This is a genomic window from Serratia sp. BNK-10 (genome assembly GCF_047456065.1).
Classification (GTDB): Bacteria; Pseudomonadota; Gammaproteobacteria; order Enterobacterales; family Enterobacteriaceae; genus Serratia; species Serratia ureilytica.
In genome coordinates, this window is the sequence record NZ_CP179894.1 from 4,074,563 (window position 1) to 4,094,251 (window position 19,689).

Consider the following 19,689-nt stretch of genomic DNA (forward strand, 5'->3'; position numbering starts at 1 on the left):
GCACCCGCCCGCAGTATATTCACCTCCCCCTCTCTTCCCGCGTTCCTTTTCACGTTAAATGTCTTTCTTGCGCAGCGACACGCAACGCCTTGCAAGGCGTTGAAAAAAGGCCCAGCAACGCTGGGCCCTTGATGGAGGAGAAGGCAAAGTAGGGGTGAAGCTTACGACGTCTGCTTACGCAACAGATAAACGAAGTACGGCGCGCCGATAAAGGTCGCCAGTAACCCCGCGGGGATCTGATACGGAAACAGCAGCATCCGCCCGCACCAGTCGGCAAATACCATCAGCAAACCGCCCAACAGCGCGGCGATCACCATCTGCGGCAGCGCGCGGCGGAAGCCCAACATGCGCGCCATGTGCGGCGCCATCAGCCCGACAAAGCTCAGCGGCCCCACGGTCAGGGTCGCCATGGCGGTCAGCGTGGCGGCCAACAACAGGATGGTCAATCGCGCAGGCGTCAACGCAATCCCCACCGAACGGGCGGTGGCCCCGCCGAGCGGCAGAATGGTCAGCCAGCGGCGGCACAGCGGCGCCAATATCATCAATCCGGCGGCGATCAGCGCGGTGCGCAGCGCCTGCGCCGGTTCCACCGAATAGGTTGAACCGGAAAGCCAGGTCAGCAAGCCCCCCATACGCGGATCGCCGCTGGCCAGCAGCAGGAAGATGACGGTGGTAAAGGCGGTGCTGAGCGCGATGCCGGCGAGCAACATGCGTTCGGTCGAGAAACCGCCGCGGCCAGCGGCAATCATGATGATCAGCAGCGTAACGGCCGCCCCCAGACTGCCGGCGGGCAACAGCCAAACGAAGGCGTCGCCCGGCACCATAAACAGCATCATCACGACGCCAAAAGCGGCGCCGGAGCTGATGCCCAGCACTTCCGGGCTGGCCATCGGGTTGCCGGTCAGCTTCTGGATCAGCGTGCCGGCGACCGCCAACATCATGCCCGCCGCCAACGCCGACAGCACCCGCGGCCAGCGCCACGGCAGCAAGGCGTCCAGCTCCGCGCCCAGGCTCCAGTGCCAGCCGCCGGCGTTTTTGCCCAGCATCAGCGCCAACGTCAGGCCGATCAACAGCACGGCACCGGCCAGCGCTACCCAGCCAGGCAGATTCCCGCGCTCGGCAGGCACCTTGTCGCCAAGGTTCATCGGTGGCGGCGTGGCGGCGCTGCGCAAACGCGGCAGCAGCCACAGCAGCAGCGGCGCGCCGAACAGCGCAGTGGCCGCCCCGGTCGGGATCTCACGCCACACCTGCGCCACCCCAATCATCACCTGATCGGTCAGCCACAGCAGCAACGCCCCCAGCAACGGCGCCAACATCATGCGATGCGCCAGGCGGCGAGCGCCCAGCATCTTCGCCATCAGCGGCGCAAACAGGCCGATAAAGCCGATAACGCCCACCGCGCTCACCAACATGGCGCTGAAGATGATGGCCAGCCCCAGGGCGCAGAAGCGCGCCATCGACAGCCCCAACCCCAGGTTGCGCGCCACGCCGTCGTCCAGCCCCAGCAGCGTCAGCGGGCGCAGCAACAGCGCCGCCAGCGCACCGGCCACCAGCAAACGCGGCAGGATAAACTGCACCGCGCTCCAGTCCTGTTGGTTCAACGCGCCGGTGCCCCACAGGAACATGCCCTGCAGCTGATCGTAATTAAACAGCGCCAACAGGCTGTTGACTGCGCCGCAGTAAAGCCCCAGCACCAGCCCGGCCAGAATCAGCGTCACCGGCGACATCCGCTTGCCCCAGGCGACGCCGAACACCAGCCCGCCCACCGCGATCGCCCCCACCATAGCGGCCAGCTGACGAGTGAACTCGCCCCCCGGCAGCACCCACAGCGTGGCGATGGTCAGGCCGAGCTGCGCGCCGGCGGCCACGCCGAGCGTCGACGGTTCCGCCAACGGATTGCGCAACACCTGCTGGAACAATACGCCGACCAATCCCAGACCGGCCCCGGCCAACAGCGACACCGTCAACCGCGGCAGCAGGCTGTAATGGAACAGCATTTGCCGCACGTCGTCGATGTCCGGCGCGCTCAGCGCCCGCGCCCATTGCGCCGGCGGCAGTTGCTGCGTCAGGTTGTATATCGTCAAACCGCCTGCCGCCGCCAGCAACAGCAGGATCAGCGTCAGCGGCAATTTCCGAATGCCCGCATTCATGCCGCACTCTCCTGAGCCTGCGCCAACAGGCGGCAAAACCGCATCGTCGACAGCGTGGCACCGTAGAACCACACCGCCGGCACCTGCCGCAGCTGGTTTTGCCGCACGAAGGGCAATGACTGCCACAGCGGCGTCGCGCTGACCTTGTCCATCATCGCCTGATTACCGTGATCGAGATAAATGACTCGGGCGTTACGCACCGTGGCCAACCGTTCAATCCCCACCACCGCCGTGCCCCAAAAGTCGGTTGGCTCCTGCCAGGCATTGCGGATGCCCAGTTGGTCCATCGCTTCCTGGAACAGGCTTTTCTGGCCGATGATCAACGCATGGCGGGTGTCGATCAGGGAAAACAGCAGCAACGGTTGCCGGGTGTAGCTTTGCAGGCGCTGACGCGCATCCTGCATAAAGCTGTCGAACTGCGCCAGGTGGTTTATCGCCCGGCTTTCTATGCCTAATCGTTGCCCCAGCGCCAGCAGCGACTGGCGGGCGACGGTCAGCGGTTTCCCGCTGCCATCGTTGAAGCCGAAGCTCATGGTTGGCGCGATGGGTTGGATTTTTCGCGGCGTCGGGCCATAGCCTTGCGACAGCAACACCAGCGAAGGCTGGAGCTGCTGCAGCAGTTCGAGATTAGGTTCGGTGCGCTGCCCGACGTCGACGACCGTCGTCGGCAGCTTCGGCTCCGCCACCCACAGGTTGTAGTTATGGACATCGGCCACCGCCAGCGGCGTCACGCCCAATGCCAACAGCAGCTCGATCGGCAGCCATTCCAGCGCCGCAACGCGCGCGATATCCGGCGGCGCATCCGTCGCTCGCCCGGGCCACGATCCCAACAGCGGCGACAGCGCCAGCGCCATCAACAGGCGGCGGCGCAGCGGATCGTGAGAAGAAGTGAATGCAGAGGACATCAGTAGACAAAACTCACCGGCGCGCCGCCGCTCGGGTGCGGCAACGTGCCCATAGGAATACCGTAAATTTGCTCCAGCACCGGCCCCTGCATCAGTTCCAGCGGGCCGCCCTGGGCGATCATGTCACCACCGCGCAGCGCCACCAAATGGTCGCAGTAGCGCGCCGCCATATTGATGTCGTGCAGTACGGCGATCACCGTGAGATCGCGTTCGCGGCTCAGGCGCTGGATCAGCGCCAGCACCTCGACCTGGTGCGCGATGTCCAGCGCCGACGTCGGCTCGTCGAGCAACAGGCAGCGGCTGTCCTGCGCCACCATCATCGCCAGCCAGGCGCGTTGGCGCTCGCCGCCGGACAGGCTGTCCACCAGGCGGTGGGCGAACGGCTTCAGCCCCACCAGCGCGATGGCCTCTTCCACCTGTTGGCGATCGTTGGCGCCAAAACGCCCCAGCGCGCCATGCCACGGATAGCGGCCGACGGCCACCAGCTCGCGCACCGTCATGCCTTCCGCCGCCGGCAACTGCTGCGGCAGGTAGGCCACCTGGCGGGCGAAGGATTTGCTGTCCCACTGCGTCAACGGCTGCCGATTGAGCAAGACCTGACCGCCGCTGGGCGCATGGTGCCGCCCGAGCAGTTTCAACAGAGTGGATTTACCGGAACCGTTATGGCCGATCAGGCCGCAGACTTTGCCCTGAGGAAAACGGAGCGACAGCGGTTGCAACAGCACCCGGCCGGGAACGGCGAAGCTGGCGTTATCCAGCGCGAACGTCGCGCCGGGATTAAGAAGTTTGTCCTGCATAGATCCTGCTTTTTCCGGGGCGACGCGCCGCCGCCCCGGCTATCCGGTTAGAAACGGAAGGTTGCGGTGGCGACCACCTGGCGTTCTGCGCCCCAGTAGCAGGCGTAGTCGCGGTAGCAGCTCGATACGTAAGTCTTGTCGAACAGGTTGTTGATGTTGACGCCCACGGACGAGCCCGGCAGGCCAAAGCGCGCCAGATCGTATTTAATGGTGGCGTCCACCAGCGTGTAGTCCGGCACCTTGAAGGTGGTGTTATCGCTGTTGAAGCTCGAGCTGGAGCCAACGTAACGCACGCCGGAACCCAGCGTCAAACCGCTCACCGCTGTTTCGTGGAAGGTATAATCCGCCCACAGCGACGCCATGTGTTTCGGCACTTCGACGGTCGGTTTGCCCTGATAGGTGTTGTCCTTGGTGTACTTCGCATCGGTGTAGGTATAGGAGGCGATCAGGTTGACGTTGGCATTCAACGCCGCCTTGGCTTCCAGCTCCACGCCGCGCGAACGGATCTCGCCACTCTGCACGCTGAACTGCGCGTTATCCGGATCCGGTGTCAGGTTGTTGTTCTTGGTCAGCTGATACAGCGCGCCGGTCAGCACGATTGGGCGATCCTTCGGCACGTATTTCACGCCGGCTTCATACTGCTTGCCGATCGAAGGTTTGAACGTACTGCCCCCTTGCGTCGTGCCCAAATTCGGCTCAAACGACTCGCTGTAGCTGAAATACGGCGTCACGCCGTTGTCGAACAGATAGTTCAGGCCGCCGCGCCAGGTGAACTGCCGGTCGGTCTGCTGGCTCGTCGAACTCGCATCACGGTTGTAAGCGGAGGTCTTCGCCCAGTCATAGCGCCCGCCCAGCGTCAACAGCCACTGATTCCACTCCCCTTGCTCCTGCACATACAGGCCGGTTTGCTCCTGACGGTTCAGATAATGGTAGGGGAAGTTGATGTTGACCGCGTCATTCCCGTATTGCGGATGGGTCATGCTCAGCCCGTCCGCTGTGCCAAATGCGGCATTGATATCGTTACGCATGCGCATGTAGTCCACGCCGAACAACAGCGTGTGGTCGATATCGCCGGTTTTCACCTTCGCCTGCGCCTGAGTATCCACCGAGAAATTGTTCAGGTGCTCTTTCGACTGAACATAGGCGCGGTTAATCGTCGTCGGCGTCGCAGCAGAAACGCCACTGCCATAAATACTCTTCATGTCGGTGTCCAACTGCAGATAGCGCAGGTTCTGGCGCACCGCCCAGGTATCGTTGAAGGCGTGTTCGAAGCTGTACCCGATCATCCGCTGTTTGCGGGAGGTATAGTTGCTGGCTTCGCCTTCGTTGAAATCGGTCGGCAGCTTACCGCCGTTCGGCAACGGGATCAGCGTGCCCTGCTTCGGCAGCCAGCCGTAATAACCGGTATAAGGATCGTTTTGAATGTTGGCCAGCAGCGTGAAGTTGGTTTTGTCATCCGGGCGCCAGCTAAAGGACGGCGCGATCGCATAGCGCTTCTCTTTGCTCATGTTCTGCTGCGCATCGCTGTCTTTCGCCAGGCCGGTCAGGCGATAGGAATAGATGCCCTGATCGTCCAGCGCGTCGCTGAAATCGAAACCGGTTTGGAACAGGTTATCGGTGCCCATCTTGAACTGGATTTCGCGCAGCGGCTCGGTGGTTGGCCGCTTGCTGACCAGGGCGACCAAGCCGCCGGGGTTGCTTTTGCCGTACAGCACCGAGACCGGGCCGCGCAGCAGCTCGGCGCGCTCGAGGAAATAAGGATCGATGGACGCTTCGCTGTAGTTGTCGCCCAGCAGCCGCAGGCCATCCAGATACTGGGTGGTGTTGGTGGCCGGGAAGCCGCGGATCGCCACCGCGTCATAGGTCGTGGAGCTGCCGCGGCTGGCGAATACGCCCGGCGCATAGGCCAGCGCGCCTTTCACCGTATCCGGCTGGCGCATGTCCATCTCTTCACGCGTTACCACGGAAACGGACTGCGGGTTCTTCTCGATCGGCGTATCGGTTTTGGTGCCGGTGGCGCTGCGCTTGGCGACATAGGTGCCGACCGGCCCCCAGGCGCTTTCCTGCTGGGCGGTGTTGCTGCTGCCCACAACGGTAATCGTGTCTTCCTTGGCGGCCGGCTTGGCGTCGGCGGAAAAAGCTGGCATCGCCAGCGTACCCAACGCCGCAGCGACGGTGATCGCTAACGCGCTGACGGGGAGACGGCCCTGCTTGGCCGCGGATGATGAAAGACGCTTGGTCAGCATGATTTATTTCTCTGATGAATTATTAAATGACGAATGTAAACGATAATAATTATTATAAGCGTCGCATTTTATGCAGAAGCCAAATTAAACTGCAAGCCGAATTCATAGGGCAAATAGGTTAAGGATTAGGCGCTTAGCCTTGCGGTTAACAGGGAAATAAAACGAGCGGAAAAATAAAAAAGCCCGCAACCAAGGTTACGGGCTTAATAACAAAGCAAAAATTTTCGCCGGGGCCGACGCCCCGGCAGCGATTACTGACCGAACATATCCTTGATCCAGCCGGCGACGCCATCGCCATCTTTTTGCTCACCCGCCGCCGGTTGCTGCTGTTGCTGCACCGCCGCCTGGCTGGCCTGACACAGTCCCTGCGGATTGTCGGTCCAGACCGGGATGGTGCGCCAGCTGCCGCCGCCGCAGATAAAGTTGCCGGCGGAGTCGATGCTCATCTGGTTAATACCTTCCGGCGGCTGCAGCATCAGCGGCAGCGGCGTCTGGTTTTCCAGATAGCGGCGATACAGGGTCAACGCGCCGTTGGCGCCGGTCAGCTTGGCCGGGCCGTTGTTATCGCGCCCGACCCAGGCGATCGCCACTTCCTTGCCGTCGATGCCGGCGAACCAGCTGTCGCGCAGATCGTTGGTGGTACCGGTTTTCGCCGCCAGGTTGTAGTTCGGGAACTTCACCGACAGCGAGCGGGAGGTCCCGCGCGCCACGCCCTGCTGCATCGCGTACAGCGTCAGGTAAGCGGCCTGCGCCGGCACCATGCGCTCCGCCTGCGGGAAGCTCTGGTACAGCACCGTGCCGTCTTCGGCGATCACCGAACGCACCGCCGACAGCGGCGCACGGTTACCGCCGCTGGCGATGGTCTGGTATTCCTGCGCCACTTCCATCGGCGTCAGGCCGATCGCCCCCAGCAGCATCGAAGGCACCGGATTGATCTCCGCTTTCGGGATCCCCAGGCGTTGCAGCGTGGCGCTGATCTGATCCAGCCCGACCGACAGGCCGAGGTTCACCGTCGGCACGTTCAGCGAGTTGGCCAACGCATCCACCAGCATCACCTGACCGCGGAATTTGCGATCGTAGTTGTTCGGCTGCCAGACGGCGCCGTTCGGCTGTTTCAGCGACAGCGGCGCATCCGCCAGCCAGGTGTTGAGGCGGTATTTGTCCGGCTCGGACAGCGCGGTCAGGTACGTTGGCGGTTTGGCCAGCGAGCCGACCAGGCGTCGCGCCTGCATGGCGCGGTTGAAACCGGCGAACTGCGGGTTGGCGCCGCCGACCATGGCGCGTACTTCACCGCTGAAGCGATCGACGATCACCATCGCCGCTTCCAGATCCTGCAGGTGACGCGCAGCGCGCAGCGCCGGGATGCCGTCTTCGACCGCTTTTTCCGCCGCGTCTTGCGACACCGGATCCAGCGTGGTGAAGATCTTCACGCCGGACAGGTCATTCACCTTATCGCCCAGCTTGGTCTGCAGTTCCTGACGCACCATCTGCATAAACGCCGGCTGCGGCGTAATGACGCCGCCTTTCGGCTGCACGCCCAGCGGACGCGCGCTCAGCATGTCATACAGCTCGCCGTCGATCACGCCCTGGTTCTGCAGCAGTTTGAGCACCAAATTGCGGCGTTCCAGCGCCAGTTTCGGGTTACGCCACGGGTTATACAGCGATGCGCCCTTGACCATGCCGACCAGCAACGCCTGTTGATCGAGGCTCAGCTCATCCACCGGGCGACCGAAGTAATACAGGCTGGCCAGCGGGAAGCCGCGGATCTGGTCGCTGCCGCTCTGGCCGAGGTATACCTCGTTCAGATACAGCTCCAGGATGCGGTCTTTGCTGTAACGGTAATCCACCAACAGCGCCATATAGGCTTCGTTGGCCTTACGCCACAGCGAACGTTCGTTGGTCAGGAACAGGTTTTTCACCAGCTGCTGCGTCAGGGTGCTGCCGCCCTGCACCGCGCGGCCGGCGGTCAGGTTGGCCAGCACCGCGCGGCCGATGGAGTACGGGCTGATGCCGTCATGCTCATAGAAGTGGCGGTCTTCCGTGGCGATCAACGTATCCACCAACAGATCCGGGAAACCGGAGCGCGGCACGAACAGCCGCTGTTCGCCGTTCGGCGACTGCAGCATGGTGATCAGACGCGGGTCGAGGCGGAAGAAGCCGAAGCTGCGGCCGCTGTCCAGGTTTTCGATCTTCGCCAGGCGGTTGTTCTGGAAATCGAGGCGGGCGCGGATCTGCCCTTCTTTACCATCCGGGAAGTCGAACGGGCGGCGCAGCATCTCGATGCTGTTGGCCTGCACGGTAAACTCGCCCGGACGCGTCATGCGGCTGACCTGGCGGTACTGCATGCCTTCCAGCAGGTTAACCATCTCCTTCTTGCTGTACGGCATGCCCGGTTCCAGGTTGACCATGCGGCCGTACACCGCCGCCGGCAGCTGCCAGACTTTGCCGTCGATGCGGCTGCGAATCTGCGAGTCCAGATAGACGCCATAGATCGCCAACAGGACGGCGAGCACCAGGATCAGTTTGATAAACAGGCCGAGCCAGCGGCGTTTTTTACGCGGCGGAGTCGCTTTCACCTTACGCGGCATGCGTTCCTCCTCCTCTTCATACTCGTCATCGTCATACTCGTCTTCTTCGTAATCGTCATAATCGTCGTCTCGGCGACGGCGCGGCGGCTTGCGCGACGCGGTGCTTTTTGGTTGTTTTCCTTTGCGCCCGATGGGCTCGCGGTCATCCCCAGCCATGGCTGTTGTTCTCCGAGCTTGCCGACACTGCCGGCCATAATGAGTCGCTTAATCTGTGCCGACGCCGTGGCGCTGAACAGAAGAAACATCTGAATTCCAAACCTTAAACGCTCGCGGCCTACTGATATTTCTTCGTTCGGCGCGTCGGGGCCGCCGTGGCCGGATCGTCCGGCCACACGTGTTTCGGGTAGCGGCCCTTCATCTCTTTTTGCACCTCGCGGTAGGCGCCTTGCCAGAAGGCCGCCAGATCGCCGGTGATTTGCAACGGCCGGTGCGCCGGTGAGAGTAACTCAAGCACTACCGGGATGCGACCCTCAGCCAACATCGGGCTGCGCTGCTCGCCGAACATTTCCTGCAAACGCACCGCCAGCGCCGGCGGTTTGCCGGCCTCATAACGGATCGGCAGGCGGCTACCGGTCGGCACAGTGTAATGAGTGGGTAATGCATTATCCAGCCGCTGTTTTTGCTGCCAGTCCAACAGCCGGGACAACGCCTCGGCGAGGTTGACCTGCTTCAATCCGCGCAGATCGCGCACGCCGTTCAGCGACGGCAGCAGCCACTGCTCCAGCGCCGCCAGCAGCGGTTCTTCGTCCATCGCCGGCCACTCCGCCTCCGGCAGCCAGGCTTGCGCGCACTGCAGGCGCACCCGCAGTTGTTCAGCTGCGCCCTCCCAGTTGAGCACCGCCAGCCCCTGCGCACGCACCCAGTCGAGCAGCGCCTGCTGCAGCTCTTCGTCCGCCGGCTTGGCCAGCGGCTGCGCGCGCAGCGTCAGACGGCCGATCTGCTGGCGTTTCCAGGCGCGCAGCGTCCCCTTCTCTTCATCCCACTCCACCGCCGTGCGTTGCATGACCATCGCCGGCAGCTGCGCCGCCAACGCCTCGATATCGACCGGCAACGCCAACAAAATACGCGCATCCGGGCTGTTGTGGCCCTGCAACAGGCTGGGGACAATCAACCAGGGCGCGCGCGACAGCGCCTCGTCCTGGTTCATCGCCGCGCCCAGGCCGTTGGCCAGCAGGTAGCGGCCATCCTGACCGCGACGCTGGGCGATGCGATCGGTAAATGCCAGCGCCAACAGCCGCGGCGCCAAATCGGCGTCAACTTGCCCCGCACGTTGCGGCAGACGTTTGGCCAACTGCGCGGCGCGCTGCCGCCAGTTCGGCTGCGGGCGGCTCAGCCAATAACCGATATCCATCTGTCCACCGCGCGGCGGTTCTTCCAGCAATGCCGCCAGCAACGCGGCCGTCGCCAGGCCGTCGGCGCTCAGCGCCGCGCCGGCGACCAGCATCGCCGCCAGCCGCGGTTCACATCCCAGAGCGGCCATTTGGCGCCCCGGCGCGGTGAGTTTGTCGCCGTCATCCGTGGCCCCCAGCCGGTGCAGCAACGCCCTGGCCGCCGCCAATGCCGCTGCCGGAGGCGCGTCAAGCCAGATCAGCTGCGCCGGATCATGGCACCCCCACTGCAGCAGCTCGAGCCAGAAGCCGGTGAGATCGCTCTGTAAAATTTCCGGCTCAGCATGTTCCACCGCGCGCTCCGCCTGCTCTTTGGCGAACAGATGCCAGCAAATGCCCGGTTCCAGACGCCCGGCGCGCCCGGCGCGCTGCACCATCGAGGCCTGACTGATGCGCTGTGTCGCCAGCCGCGTCAGACCGTTGCGCACGTCGTAGCGCGCCACGCGTTCCAGGCCGCTGTCCACCACCAGCCGAATGCCCTCGATCGTCAGGCTGGTCTCGGCGATGTTGGTCGCCAACACCACTTTGCGGCGGCCCGGCGCCGCCGGCTGAATCGCTTTTTGCTGTTGCGCCAGAGGCAGAGCGCCATACAGCGGGCAAAGATCGGTATCACTCGCCACTTCGCCGGTCAAACGCTCCAGCACCCGATTGATCTCCGCTACACCCGGCAGGAACAGCAGCAAAGACCCCGGCTGTTCGGCCAGCATGCGCTTCACCGCCGCCGCTACGCCATCCTCCAGCCGCTGATGGCTGGCCAACGGCTGATATAAACGCTCAACCGGGAAGCTTCTCCCCTCGGACACCACTACCGGCGCTTCCGGCAGCAGCTGCGTCATACGGGCGTTATCCAGCGTGGCCGACATGATCAGCAGTTTCAGATCGTCGCGCAGCCCTTGCTGCACGTCGAGCAGCAGCGCCAGCGCCAAATCGGCCTGCAGGCTGCGTTCGTGGAATTCGTCGAGGATCACCAACGACACGCCCTGCAGCTCGGCATCCTGCTGCAACATGCGGGTGAGAATGCCTTCCGTCACCACTTCCAGCCGGGTCTGCGGCCCGCTTTTGCTTTCGGCGCGCATGCGGTAGCCCACGGTCTGGCCGGGCTCCTCCCCCAGTTGCTGCGCCAGGCGATAGGCGACGTTTTTCGCCGCCAGCCGCCGCGGCTCCAGCATGATAATGCGCCCCGGCAACCCGGCCTTCGCCAGGAGCTGCAGCGGCAGCCAGGTGGATTTACCGGCGCCGGTCGGGGCGTGCAACAGCACCTGCGGGGCAGACTGCAGCGCAGCCAGCAACTCATCGAGCACTGCGCTGACGGGCAATGAAGACACTGAATTCTCCGAAGTGGTTAGCGTTAAACGGCGTACAGTGTAGCATTAGCTTTATCCCCGTAACCTTTCAAACTGTTGCCGCGTTAGCTATAGTACGGAGCTCATTCGTGCGCCGCGCCCCTCGCGGGGCCGCTGCCAGTAACGTTTACCGCTGTTCCCGACCGTATTGTCATGCATTTGCCGAGCCCTTATGTCCAATTCGCGCCGCCTGTTTTTCGCCCTGTCCTTGCCTGACGCCCTGCAACAGCAGGTGGTCCGCTGGCGCGCCGAGGCGTTTGCACCGGAGGCCGGTCGGCCGGTGGCGGCGGCCAATTTGCACCTGACGCTGGCGTTTCTCGGTGAAGTCAGCGCACAGAAAGAACTGGCGCTGCGTAAGTTGGCCGGCCGTATCGCCCAACCCGGCTTCAGCATGCGGCTCGACGATCTCGGCCATTGGCCGCGCCCCGGCGTGGTCTGGCTCGGCACCCGCCGCGCGCCGCGCGGGTTGCTGCAGCTGGCCGAGCTGCTGCGTTCGCAGGCCGCACGCAGCGGCTGCCATCAAAGCGCGCTGCCGTTCCATCCGCACATCACGCTGCTGCGCGCCGCCACCCAGCCGGTGGCGATCCCGCCGGCGACGCCGGGCTGGGCGTTCAGCGCCGACGCCTTTTCCTTGTATGAATCGGTGTTCGAAAACGGCCGCACCCGTTACCAACACCTTGAACAGTGGCCGCTGGCCAAGCAGGCATCCCCATGATTTTTTCTCCACCGCTGCGCTCCGCCACGCTGATCAAACGTTACAAACGCTTTCTGGCTGACGTGATCACCCCGGAAGGGGAAACCTTTACGCTGCACTGCGCCAATACCGGCGCCATGACCGGCTGCGCCACGCCCGGCGACACCGTGTGGTACTCCACCTCGGACAACCCCAAACGCAAATACGCCCACAGCTGGGAGCTGACCCATACCCAACAGGGGCACTGGATCTGCGTCAACACCCTGCGCGCCAACGCGCTGGTGCGCGAGGCGATCGAACACAATTTAATCAATGAATTATCCGGTTACAGTAAAATTAGCGGCGAAGTGAAATACGGCGGTGAAAACAGCCGTATCGATTTGTTATTACAGGCAGAAAATCGGGTTAACTGCTATATTGAAGTTAAGTCAGTCACATTACTGCAACAACAACGTGGTTACTTTCCTGATGCGGTAACGCTCAGAGGGCAAAAGCACCTGCGTGAGTTGCTCAGCGTGGTTGAAAGCGGGCAACGGGCGGTATTGTTCTTTGCCGTGTTACACAGCGGTATTGAGCAGGTCGCACCGGCACATCATATAGATGAGCGCTATGCGGCGCTGTTGGCACAGGTCCGGCAGTTGGGAGTGGAAGTGGTTTGCTATGGGGCAAAATTATCACCTGACGGTATTTATCTCTGCGATAAGCTGCCGTTTTTTATCGATTAGCGCAGCCGGGTCCCTATAAATAGACAACCGGCCAGCACGATCGCCAAATACGCCTTCCTTCACACGATTGTCAAGCGGGCGACAGGAATAATTGCCAACCTACCTTCCTTCTGTTATTTATAGCGGCCTGTTTTTCCCCCGCATTGGGGATTCGATAGTGCGTGTGTATGTAGGAGAAGCAACATGCAAGAAGGGCAAAACCGTAAAACCTCGTCCTTGAGCATTCTCGCCATCGCTGGGGTGGAGCCGTACCAAGAGAAGCCGGGCGAAGAGTACATGAACGACGCCCAGTTGTCGCATTTCAAGCGCATTCTTGAAGCGTGGCGCAACCAGCTCAGGGACGAAGTGGACCGTACTGTATCGCATATGCAAGAAGAGGCAGCCAACTTCCCTGATCCGGCCGACCGCGCTACTCAGGAAGAAGAGTTCAGCCTTGAACTGCGTAACCGTGACCGTGAACGCAAACTGATCAAAAAGATCGAGAAAACGCTGAAGAAAGTGGAAGACGATGATTTCGGCTACTGCGAATCTTGTGGCGTGGAGATCGGTATTCGTCGCCTCGAAGCGCGTCCGACCGCCGATCTGTGCATCGACTGCAAGACGCTGGCTGAGATCCGCGAAAAGCAGATGGCCGGCTAATACCGCTACTCTACATGATTGGAGCTGCATCAAGGCGGCAAGAATGCGCATGCCGATGAGCTTACTCAAGTAAGTGATTCGGGTAAGCAGGCGCAGCTAACACAGATGCAGTTTCAAGCATAACGAGTATGTTACCGCTGCGGCGTGCGCATCCGCGTGCGCCGCACAGAGAAAAGGGAACCCCTCCCCTCTGATATGCAAGAAAGTCATTATGTGGGGCGCTTTGCCCCATCGCCTTCCGGGGATCTGCATTTCGGCTCGCTGATTGCCGCTCTGGGAAGCTACCTTCAGGCTCGCGCCCAACGCGGGCAGTGGCTGGTTCGCATCGAAGATATCGACCCGCCGCGCGAAGTCCCCGGCGCCGCCGCTCGCATCCTGTCCGCGCTGGAACATTATGGTCTCCACTGGGACGGCCAGGTCATCTATCAATCCCAACGTCACGACGCCTATCGCGCCGCGCTGGATCTGTTACAGCGCCAGGGGCTCAGCTATTACTGCACCTGCACCCGCAGCCGCATCCAGCAAATCGGCGGATTGTACGACGGCCACTGCCGCGATTTGCAGCTCGGCCCGCAGGGCGCCGCCATCCGCTTGCGTCAGACCGCCCCCGTTTACCGGTTCCACGATCGCCTGCAGGGAGAATTGCACGCCGATCCGGCGCTGGCGGGTGAAGACTTTATCATTCGCCGCCGCGACGGGCTGTTCGCTTACAACCTGGCGGTGGTGATCGACGACCATTTTCAGGGCGTGACCGAGATTGTCCGCGGCGCCGATCTGATCGAACCGACGGTGCGCCAAATTGCCCTTTACCGCCAGCTGCAGGCGCCGGTGCCCGCCTATGTGCATCTGCCGCTGGCGCTGGGTGCCAACGGCATCAAACTGTCGAAGCAAAACCATGCGCCGGCGTTGCCCGCTGGCGATCCGCGACCGGTGCTGATCGCCGCGCTGAAATTTCTGCGCCAACCGCTGCCGGAAAGCTGGCAAGATCTTGACCTGCCATTATTATTGAGCTGGGCGATCGAACACTGGCGGTTGGAAAACGTGCCGCGTCAGGAGGCTATCCCTCTGGATGAAAACACGCCGGCATTCTCAAAGGAGCCATGGTGAGCTATGATTAGCCGCTATTTTTTGTTAGCTCCATTTTTATCAGTCACTATCGAGGTGTACCATTTTTACCCGAGTAGCCAACTTCTGTCGTAAGGTACTGACCCGCGATGACAAGCTGCCCCGCGACGACGCGGCGGCCGGCGATAAAAACGTAGTCCGCGAAGAGCGTGCCGCGGCGCCAAGCCGCCCTGCGCCGCAGCCGCGCGCCGCCGATAACGGCAGCAACGCCCCTGCCCGCCGCTCAACGCCGCGCAAGCGTCCGCCTTTCCCCCTCGCCGAGAGCAACGACTCGATGACCGTGATCCCGCGCGAACAACACTCGATTTCGCGCAAAGACATCAGCGAGAATGCGCTGAAAGTGCTTTATCGCCTGAACAAGTCAGGCTACGAGGCTTATCTGGTCGGCGGCGGGGTGCGCGATCTGTTGCTCGGCAAAAAGCCGAAAGACTTCGACATCACCACCAACGCCACGCCGGAGCAAGTGCGCAAGCTGTTCCGCAACTGCCGCCTGGTCGGCCGCCGCTTCCGTCTGGCGCACGTGATGTTCGGGCCGGAGATCATCGAAGTGGCCACCTTCCGCGGTCACCACGAACAGAATCAGGAATCCGACAAGAATTCCTCCCAGCAGGCGCAAAACGGCATGCTGCTGCGCGACAACATCTTCGGTTCGATCGAGGAAGACGCCCAGCGCCGTGATTTCACCATCAACAGCCTGTACTACGGCGTGGCGGATTTCACCCTGCGCGATTACGTCGGCGGCCTGAACGATCTGAAACAAGGCGTGATCCGCCTGATCGGCGATCCGGAAACCCGTTACCGCGAAGATCCGGTGCGCATGCTGCGCGCGGTGCGCTTCGCCGCCAAGCTGGATATGCGCATCAGTGAAGAGACCGCCGAGCCGATCCCGCGTCTGGCTTCTCTGCTGCATGAGATCCCACCGGCGCGCCTGTTCGAAGAATCCCTCAAGCTGCTGCAGGCGGGTTACGGTTTCCAGACCTACCTGAAGCTGTGCGAATATCAGCTGTTCCAACCGCTGTTCCCGCTGATCGCCCGCAACTTCACGCCGAACCACGATACGCCGATGGAGCGCATTCTGGTGCAGGTGCTTAAGAACACCGATCATCGCCTGCAGAATGACATGCGCGTCAATCCGGCCTTCCTGTTTGCCGCCATGCTGTGGTACCCGCTGCTGGAGCACGCGCAGAAACTGGCGCAGGAAAGCGGCCTGGCGTACTACGACGCCTTCGCGCTGGCGATGAACGATGTGCTCGACGAGCAGTGCCGCTCGCTGGCGATCCCGAAACGCATTACCACGCTGGTGCGCGATATCTGGCAGCTGCAGCTGCGCCTGTCTCGTCGTCAGGGCAAACGCGCGCACAAACTGATGGAACATCCGAAATTCCGCGCCGCCTATGATTTGCTGGCGCTGCGTGCGGAAGTGGAAGACAATCAGGAGATGCTGCGTCTGGCCGAGTGGTGGGGTGAGTTCCAGGACGCCACGCCGGCGCGGCAGAAAGCCATGTTGAGCACCCTGGGTGACGATCCGGCGCCGCGTCGCGCGCGTCAACGCCGTCCTCGTCGCCGGGCACCGCGTAAAGAAGGGGCATAATGATCCGCGTTTATATCGCGCTGGGCAGCAACCTGGCGCAGCCGCTGCAACAGGTTAACGCCGCGCTGGAGGCGCTGGAGCATCTCCCGCGCACTCGGCTGGTCACCTGTTCTTCGTTTTACCGCACCAAGCCGCTGGGGCCGCAAAACCAGCCGGACTTTCTCAACGCGGTGGTGGCGCTGGATACCCTGTTGCCGCCCGAACAGCTGCTCGACCATACCCAGGCGATAGAACGCAATCAGGGGCGCGTGCGCAAGGATGAACGCTGGGGGCCGCGCACGCTCGATTTAGACATCATGCTGTACGGCGACAAGGTGATCCATACCGATCGCCTGACCGTACCGCATTATGGCCTGAAAGAGCGCGAATTCATGCTCTACCCGCTGGCGGAAATCGCCCCCGATCTGATTTTCCCCGATGGCGAACCGCTCGCCAGCTGCCTCAAGCGCGTGCCGGAAAACGGCATGGCGCTGTGGCACTCGCCAAAACCGAAATCCTGACCCGCCTACAGCGCCAGCCGCGCGACGAACCCGCCTGTCGGGCGATTGGCGAAACTGACCTGTAAATCATGCAAGCCGGCGATACGCTGCACGATCGATAACCCCAGCCCGCTGCCGGTTTGCTCCTGTCCCGGCGGGCGATAGAAGCGTTCCCCCAACCGCGCCAGATGCTCTGTCGTCACCCCCGGCCCCTCATCCTCTACCGTCAGCGAGCGCTCGCTCAACGTCACGGTGACCGCGCCGCCCTGCGGGGTGTAACGCACCGCGTTGTCCAGCAAGTTGCGCAATAACAGTGACAGCAGCAAGGTCTGCCCCTGACGCACCGGCGGCGTTCCCTGCTGTTCATAACGCAGCGTCACGCCCGCCGCATGAGCCAGCCGATCCTGTTCCGCCAGGGTCATCATCACCAGTTCGTTCCAGTCAATGGGCGCCAGCTCGGCCAGATCCGACAGCGAATCCAGCCGCGACAGCGTCAACAGCTGATCCACCAGCCGGGTGGCGCGATCGATGCCGACCGTCAGGTTGTCCAGCGCGTGCTCGCGCATCGGCGCATCGTCCCCCGCCAACTGCACCACTTCGGTCTGCACCCGCAATGCCGCCAGCGGGCTACGCAATTCGTGCGCGGCATCGGAGGTGAAACGCCGCTCCCGCACCAGCAACGCATTGATGCGGGCGAACAGCGCGTTGAGCGCATCCACCAGCGGGCGCACCTCGGTTGGCACCTGGCGCGCATCCAGCGGCGTGGCGTCATCAGGCGCGCGCCGACGCAAACCGGCGGCCACCGCACGCAGCGGCCGCAGCTCGCGCCCGACCATCAGCGCAATCAGCAACATCAGCACCGGCAGCGTCGCCAGCCAGGGCACCAATTGGCCGGTCACCATGCCCAGCGCCATATCGCGCCGGTAATCCCACTCCTGGCCGACCACGATGCGGTAGCGCCCGTCGGGGCTGGTCAACCATACCAGGCGCCAACTGTCGTCATCGCCTTTGCGTTCGCCGTCGGTAAAACCTTCACGCTCCCCGTCAAACAGGAAGTCGGCACCGTTCTCGCCGTCGTTGAGCAGCATCTTGCCTTGGCGATCGAAGATGGCGAACGCCAGCGCGTCATCATCTTGCTCGCCCCGTTTGCCATGATGCACCAGCTTCTTGGTTTTCGGCAGGCTGCGCGCGCTTTCATCGGCCAGCAGATCGCCGAGGTTGGCGGTCGCCAGCCGCTTGGCGAACAGCATCTGCTGGGTGTCGAACACTTCGTTGATGGTATTGCGCGACATCACCCAAGCCACCACGCTGGCAGTGCACCAGGTCAGCAGCGCCAGCAGGCTGAAAATCAGGATCAGACGCAGCCGCAGGCTGAGGCGCTTCACGGGGCATCCCCCAGCGTATAGCCCACGCCGTGGATAGTACGGATGAAGCCGTTGCCCAGCTTGCGCCGCAGGTGGTGAATATGCACCTCCACCGCGTTGCTGCTCACCTCGTCGTCCCAGTTGTACAGCTTCTCCTGGATCAACGGCCGCGCCAACACGCGCCCTTTGTTGTGCAGAAACAGCTCCAGCACCGCCAATTCGCGCGGCGTCAGCGTCACCGGTTCGCCGTTGCAGCTCACGCTGCGGGTGGCGCTGTCGAACACCACGTTGCCGTGCGTCAGCTGTGGCATCAGTTGGCCGTGACGACGGCGGATCAGCGCCTGCAGGCGCGCCGCCACTTCGGCCAGCGCGAACGGTTTGCACAGATAGTCGTCGGCGCCGCTTTGCAACCCGCTGACCCGTTGCTCCAACGCATCGCGGGCGGTAAGGATCAGCACCGGCACGTCCTGCCCGGCCTGGCGCCACTGGCGCAGCAGATCCAGTCCATCGAGGCCCGGCAGGCTGAGATCGAGGATCACCGCGTCGTACGGCGCGCTGCCCAGGGCGTTTTTACCAACCGCGCCGTCGGTGAACCAGTCCAGATTGAAGCCGAGTTTGGTCAGCCCGGCCTTGATGCCGTCCCCGATCAGTTTGTCATCTTCGATCAGCAGAATTCGCATGAGTATCCCTTTTGAGTCATGACGCCATTGCACCACAAGGTTCTTAAGAACCGCTTAAGCATGGCGATCCGCGCTACCCACCCCGATAGGGTTACAGTAGAATGGCTGCACTTTTTTGCAGCCTGGGCCTGCGTAAGCCGCACGGCCCGTTTCAGGAGACGTTGTGATGAAACCCACCACCGTGACCCATTTGCGCCAGTGGAAACAGGAGCAACGCAAGTTTGCTACCCTTACCGCCTACGATGCCAGCTTTGCCAAGCTGTTTGAAGAGCAAGGCATTAAAGTCCTGTTGGTGGGCGATTCGCTGGGCATGACGCTGCAGGGCCACGACTCCACGCTGCCGGTCACCGTCGCCGACGTCGCCTATCACACGCGCGCCGTGCGCCGCGGCGCGCCGGCCTGCCTGTTGCTGGCCGATTTGCCGTTCATGAGTTACGCCACCCCGGAACAGACCTTCGCCAACGCCGCCGAGCTGATGCGCGCCGGCGCCAACATGGTGAAACTGGAAGGCGGCAGCTGGCTGTGCGACACGGTGAAAATGCTCGCCGAACGCGCGGTGCCGGTATGCGGCCACCTGGGGCTGACGCCGCAGTCGGTCAACGTGTTCGGCGGTTATAAGGTGCAAGGGCGCGACGAACTGGCCGCCAAACAGCTGCTGCAGGACGCGCAGAATCTGGAGCTGGCCGGCATTCAGCTGCTGGTGCTGGAGTGCGTGCCGACCGAACTGGCGCGCCAGATCACCGAAGCGCTCTCCATTCCGGTCATCGGCATCGGCGCCGGCAACGGCACCGACGGCCAAATCCTGGTGATGCACGACGCCTTCGGCATCACCGGCGGCCACACGCCGAAATTCGCCAAGAACTTCCTGGCGCAAAGCGGCGATATCCGCACGGCGGTGCAACACTACATTCAGGAAGTGGAGCAAGGCCTCTATCCGGCGGCTGAACACTCTTTTAACTAAGCGATGGTTCCAGG

At 62.6% G+C, this 19,689-nt stretch carries 15 protein-coding genes; 7 read left to right on the plus strand and 8 right to left on the minus strand.

The window, feature by feature from the left end; translation table 11 throughout:
* Positions 1-161: 161 nt before the first annotated feature.
* The 6 genes from fhuB to hrpB form a co-directional block, all read right to left on the minus strand.
* Entirely contained in the window at positions 162-2,150 is a 1,989-nt protein-coding gene (fhuB, locus tag ACMGG9_RS19600) for a Fe(3+)-hydroxamate ABC transporter permease FhuB (protein WP_414161651.1), read from the minus strand.
* A complete protein-coding gene (gene fhuD / locus ACMGG9_RS19605; protein ID WP_047026443.1) occupies positions 2,147-3,055 on the minus strand; it encodes a Fe(3+)-hydroxamate ABC transporter substrate-binding protein FhuD in 909 nt (302 codons plus the stop codon). Before fhuD ends, fhuB begins: the two co-directional genes overlap by 4 nt.
* Positions 3,055-3,852: a Fe3+-hydroxamate ABC transporter ATP-binding protein FhuC gene (gene fhuC / locus ACMGG9_RS19610; protein WP_414161652.1), complete on the minus strand. Its 798-nt coding sequence runs from the start codon at positions 3,850-3,852 to the stop codon at positions 3,055-3,057. The genes fhuD and fhuC overlap by 1 nt, the downstream gene beginning before the upstream one ends.
* 47 nt (positions 3,853-3,899) lie before the next feature.
* The gene (gene fhuA, locus ACMGG9_RS19615; RefSeq protein ID WP_033644706.1) at positions 3,900-6,098 is read right to left on the minus strand and encodes a ferrichrome porin FhuA; all 2,199 of its coding nucleotides are present in this window, start codon (positions 6,096-6,098) and stop codon (positions 3,900-3,902) included.
* 251 nt (positions 6,099-6,349) lie between these two features.
* On the minus strand, positions 6,350-8,842 hold the full coding sequence (gene mrcB / locus ACMGG9_RS19620; RefSeq protein WP_033644705.1) for a bifunctional glycosyl transferase/transpeptidase: 2,493 nt from the start codon (positions 8,840-8,842) through the stop codon (positions 6,350-6,352).
* A gap of 118 nt (positions 8,843-8,960) precedes the next feature.
* Complete coding sequence (gene hrpB / locus ACMGG9_RS19625; protein WP_414161653.1) at positions 8,961-11,399, minus strand: ATP-dependent helicase HrpB; 2,439 nt, start codon at positions 11,397-11,399, stop codon at positions 8,961-8,963.
* Positions 11,400-11,589: 190 nt separating this feature from the next.
* On the opposite strand from hrpB, the gene thpR reads away from it, so the two are divergent.
* The 6 genes from thpR to folK all read left to right on the plus strand — a co-directional run bounded on the left by thpR (position 11,590) and on the right by folK (position 16,691).
* Positions 11,590-12,132, plus strand: coding sequence for an RNA 2',3'-cyclic phosphodiesterase (gene thpR / locus ACMGG9_RS19630; protein WP_042785353.1), 543 nt, complete (start codon positions 11,590-11,592; stop codon positions 12,130-12,132).
* Entirely contained in the window at positions 12,129-12,836 is a 708-nt protein-coding gene (gene sfsA / locus ACMGG9_RS19635) for a DNA/RNA nuclease SfsA (protein WP_004937572.1), read from the plus strand. Before thpR ends, sfsA begins: the two co-directional genes overlap by 4 nt.
* Positions 12,837-13,019: 183 nt before the next feature.
* Positions 13,020-13,475 (plus strand): RNA polymerase-binding protein DksA, encoded by a 456-nt coding sequence (gene dksA, locus ACMGG9_RS19640; RefSeq protein ID WP_004937569.1) that lies wholly within the window; start codon positions 13,020-13,022, stop codon positions 13,473-13,475.
* A gap of 195 nt (positions 13,476-13,670) precedes the next feature.
* A complete protein-coding gene (gluQRS, locus tag ACMGG9_RS19645; protein WP_033644703.1) occupies positions 13,671-14,582 on the plus strand; it encodes a tRNA glutamyl-Q(34) synthetase GluQRS in 912 nt (303 codons plus the stop codon).
* A gap of 61 nt (positions 14,583-14,643) precedes the next feature.
* Complete coding sequence (gene pcnB, locus ACMGG9_RS19650; protein ID WP_071883579.1) at positions 14,644-16,191, plus strand: polynucleotide adenylyltransferase PcnB; 1,548 nt, start codon at positions 14,644-14,646, stop codon at positions 16,189-16,191.
* On the plus strand, positions 16,191-16,691 hold the full coding sequence (gene folK / locus ACMGG9_RS19655; RefSeq protein WP_004937558.1) for a 2-amino-4-hydroxy-6-hydroxymethyldihydropteridine diphosphokinase: 501 nt from the start codon (positions 16,191-16,193) through the stop codon (positions 16,689-16,691). The genes pcnB and folK overlap by 1 nt, the downstream gene beginning before the upstream one ends.
* 5 nt (positions 16,692-16,696) lie before the next feature.
* Here the strand turns inward: folK and qseC are convergent, their stop codons facing one another.
* Positions 16,697-18,055 (minus strand): quorum sensing histidine kinase QseC, encoded by a 1,359-nt coding sequence (gene qseC / locus ACMGG9_RS19660; RefSeq protein WP_047026445.1) that lies wholly within the window; start codon positions 18,053-18,055, stop codon positions 16,697-16,699.
* The gene (gene qseB, locus ACMGG9_RS19665) at positions 18,052-18,714 is read right to left on the minus strand and encodes a quorum sensing response regulator transcription factor QseB (RefSeq protein WP_033651337.1); all 663 of its coding nucleotides are present in this window, start codon (positions 18,712-18,714) and stop codon (positions 18,052-18,054) included. Before qseB ends, qseC begins: the two co-directional genes overlap by 4 nt.
* 166 nt (positions 18,715-18,880) lie before the next feature.
* On the opposite strand from qseB, the gene panB reads away from it, so the two are divergent.
* Complete coding sequence (gene panB, locus ACMGG9_RS19670; RefSeq protein WP_004937548.1) at positions 18,881-19,675, plus strand: 3-methyl-2-oxobutanoate hydroxymethyltransferase; 795 nt, start codon at positions 18,881-18,883, stop codon at positions 19,673-19,675.
* The last annotated feature ends 14 nt before the right edge of the window (positions 19,676-19,689 follow it).

What these genes read in the sequence shown, in the direction of transcription:
- qseB (WP_033651337.1), bottom strand. Translation starts at nt 18,714, where the DNA reads ATGCGAATTCTGCTGATCGAAGATGACAAACTGATCGGGGACGGCATC.
- fhuA (WP_033644706.1), bottom strand. Translation starts at nt 6,098, where the DNA reads ATGCTGACCAAGCGTCTTTCATCATCCGCGGCCAAGCAGGGCCGTCTC.
- mrcB (WP_033644705.1), bottom strand. Translation starts at nt 8,842, where the DNA reads ATGGCTGGGGATGACCGCGAGCCCATCGGGCGCAAAGGAAAACAACCA.
- fhuD (WP_047026443.1), bottom strand. Translation starts at nt 3,055, where the DNA reads ATGTCCTCTGCATTCACTTCTTCTCACGATCCGCTGCGCCGCCGCCTG.
- dksA (WP_004937569.1), top strand. Translation starts at nt 13,020, where the DNA reads ATGCAAGAAGGGCAAAACCGTAAAACCTCGTCCTTGAGCATTCTCGCC.
- fhuB (WP_414161651.1), bottom strand. Translation starts at nt 2,150, where the DNA reads ATGAATGCGGGCATTCGGAAATTGCCGCTGACGCTGATCCTGCTGTTG.
- gluQRS (WP_033644703.1), top strand. Translation starts at nt 13,671, where the DNA reads ATGCAAGAAAGTCATTATGTGGGGCGCTTTGCCCCATCGCCTTCCGGG.
- thpR (WP_042785353.1), top strand. Translation starts at nt 11,590, where the DNA reads ATGTCCAATTCGCGCCGCCTGTTTTTCGCCCTGTCCTTGCCTGACGCC.
- fhuC (WP_414161652.1), bottom strand. Translation starts at nt 3,852, where the DNA reads ATGCAGGACAAACTTCTTAATCCCGGCGCGACGTTCGCGCTGGATAAC.
- panB (WP_004937548.1), top strand. Translation starts at nt 18,881, where the DNA reads ATGAAACCCACCACCGTGACCCATTTGCGCCAGTGGAAACAGGAGCAA.
- folK (WP_004937558.1), top strand. Translation starts at nt 16,191, where the DNA reads ATGATCCGCGTTTATATCGCGCTGGGCAGCAACCTGGCGCAGCCGCTG.
- sfsA (WP_004937572.1), top strand. Translation starts at nt 12,129, where the DNA reads ATGATTTTTTCTCCACCGCTGCGCTCCGCCACGCTGATCAAACGTTAC.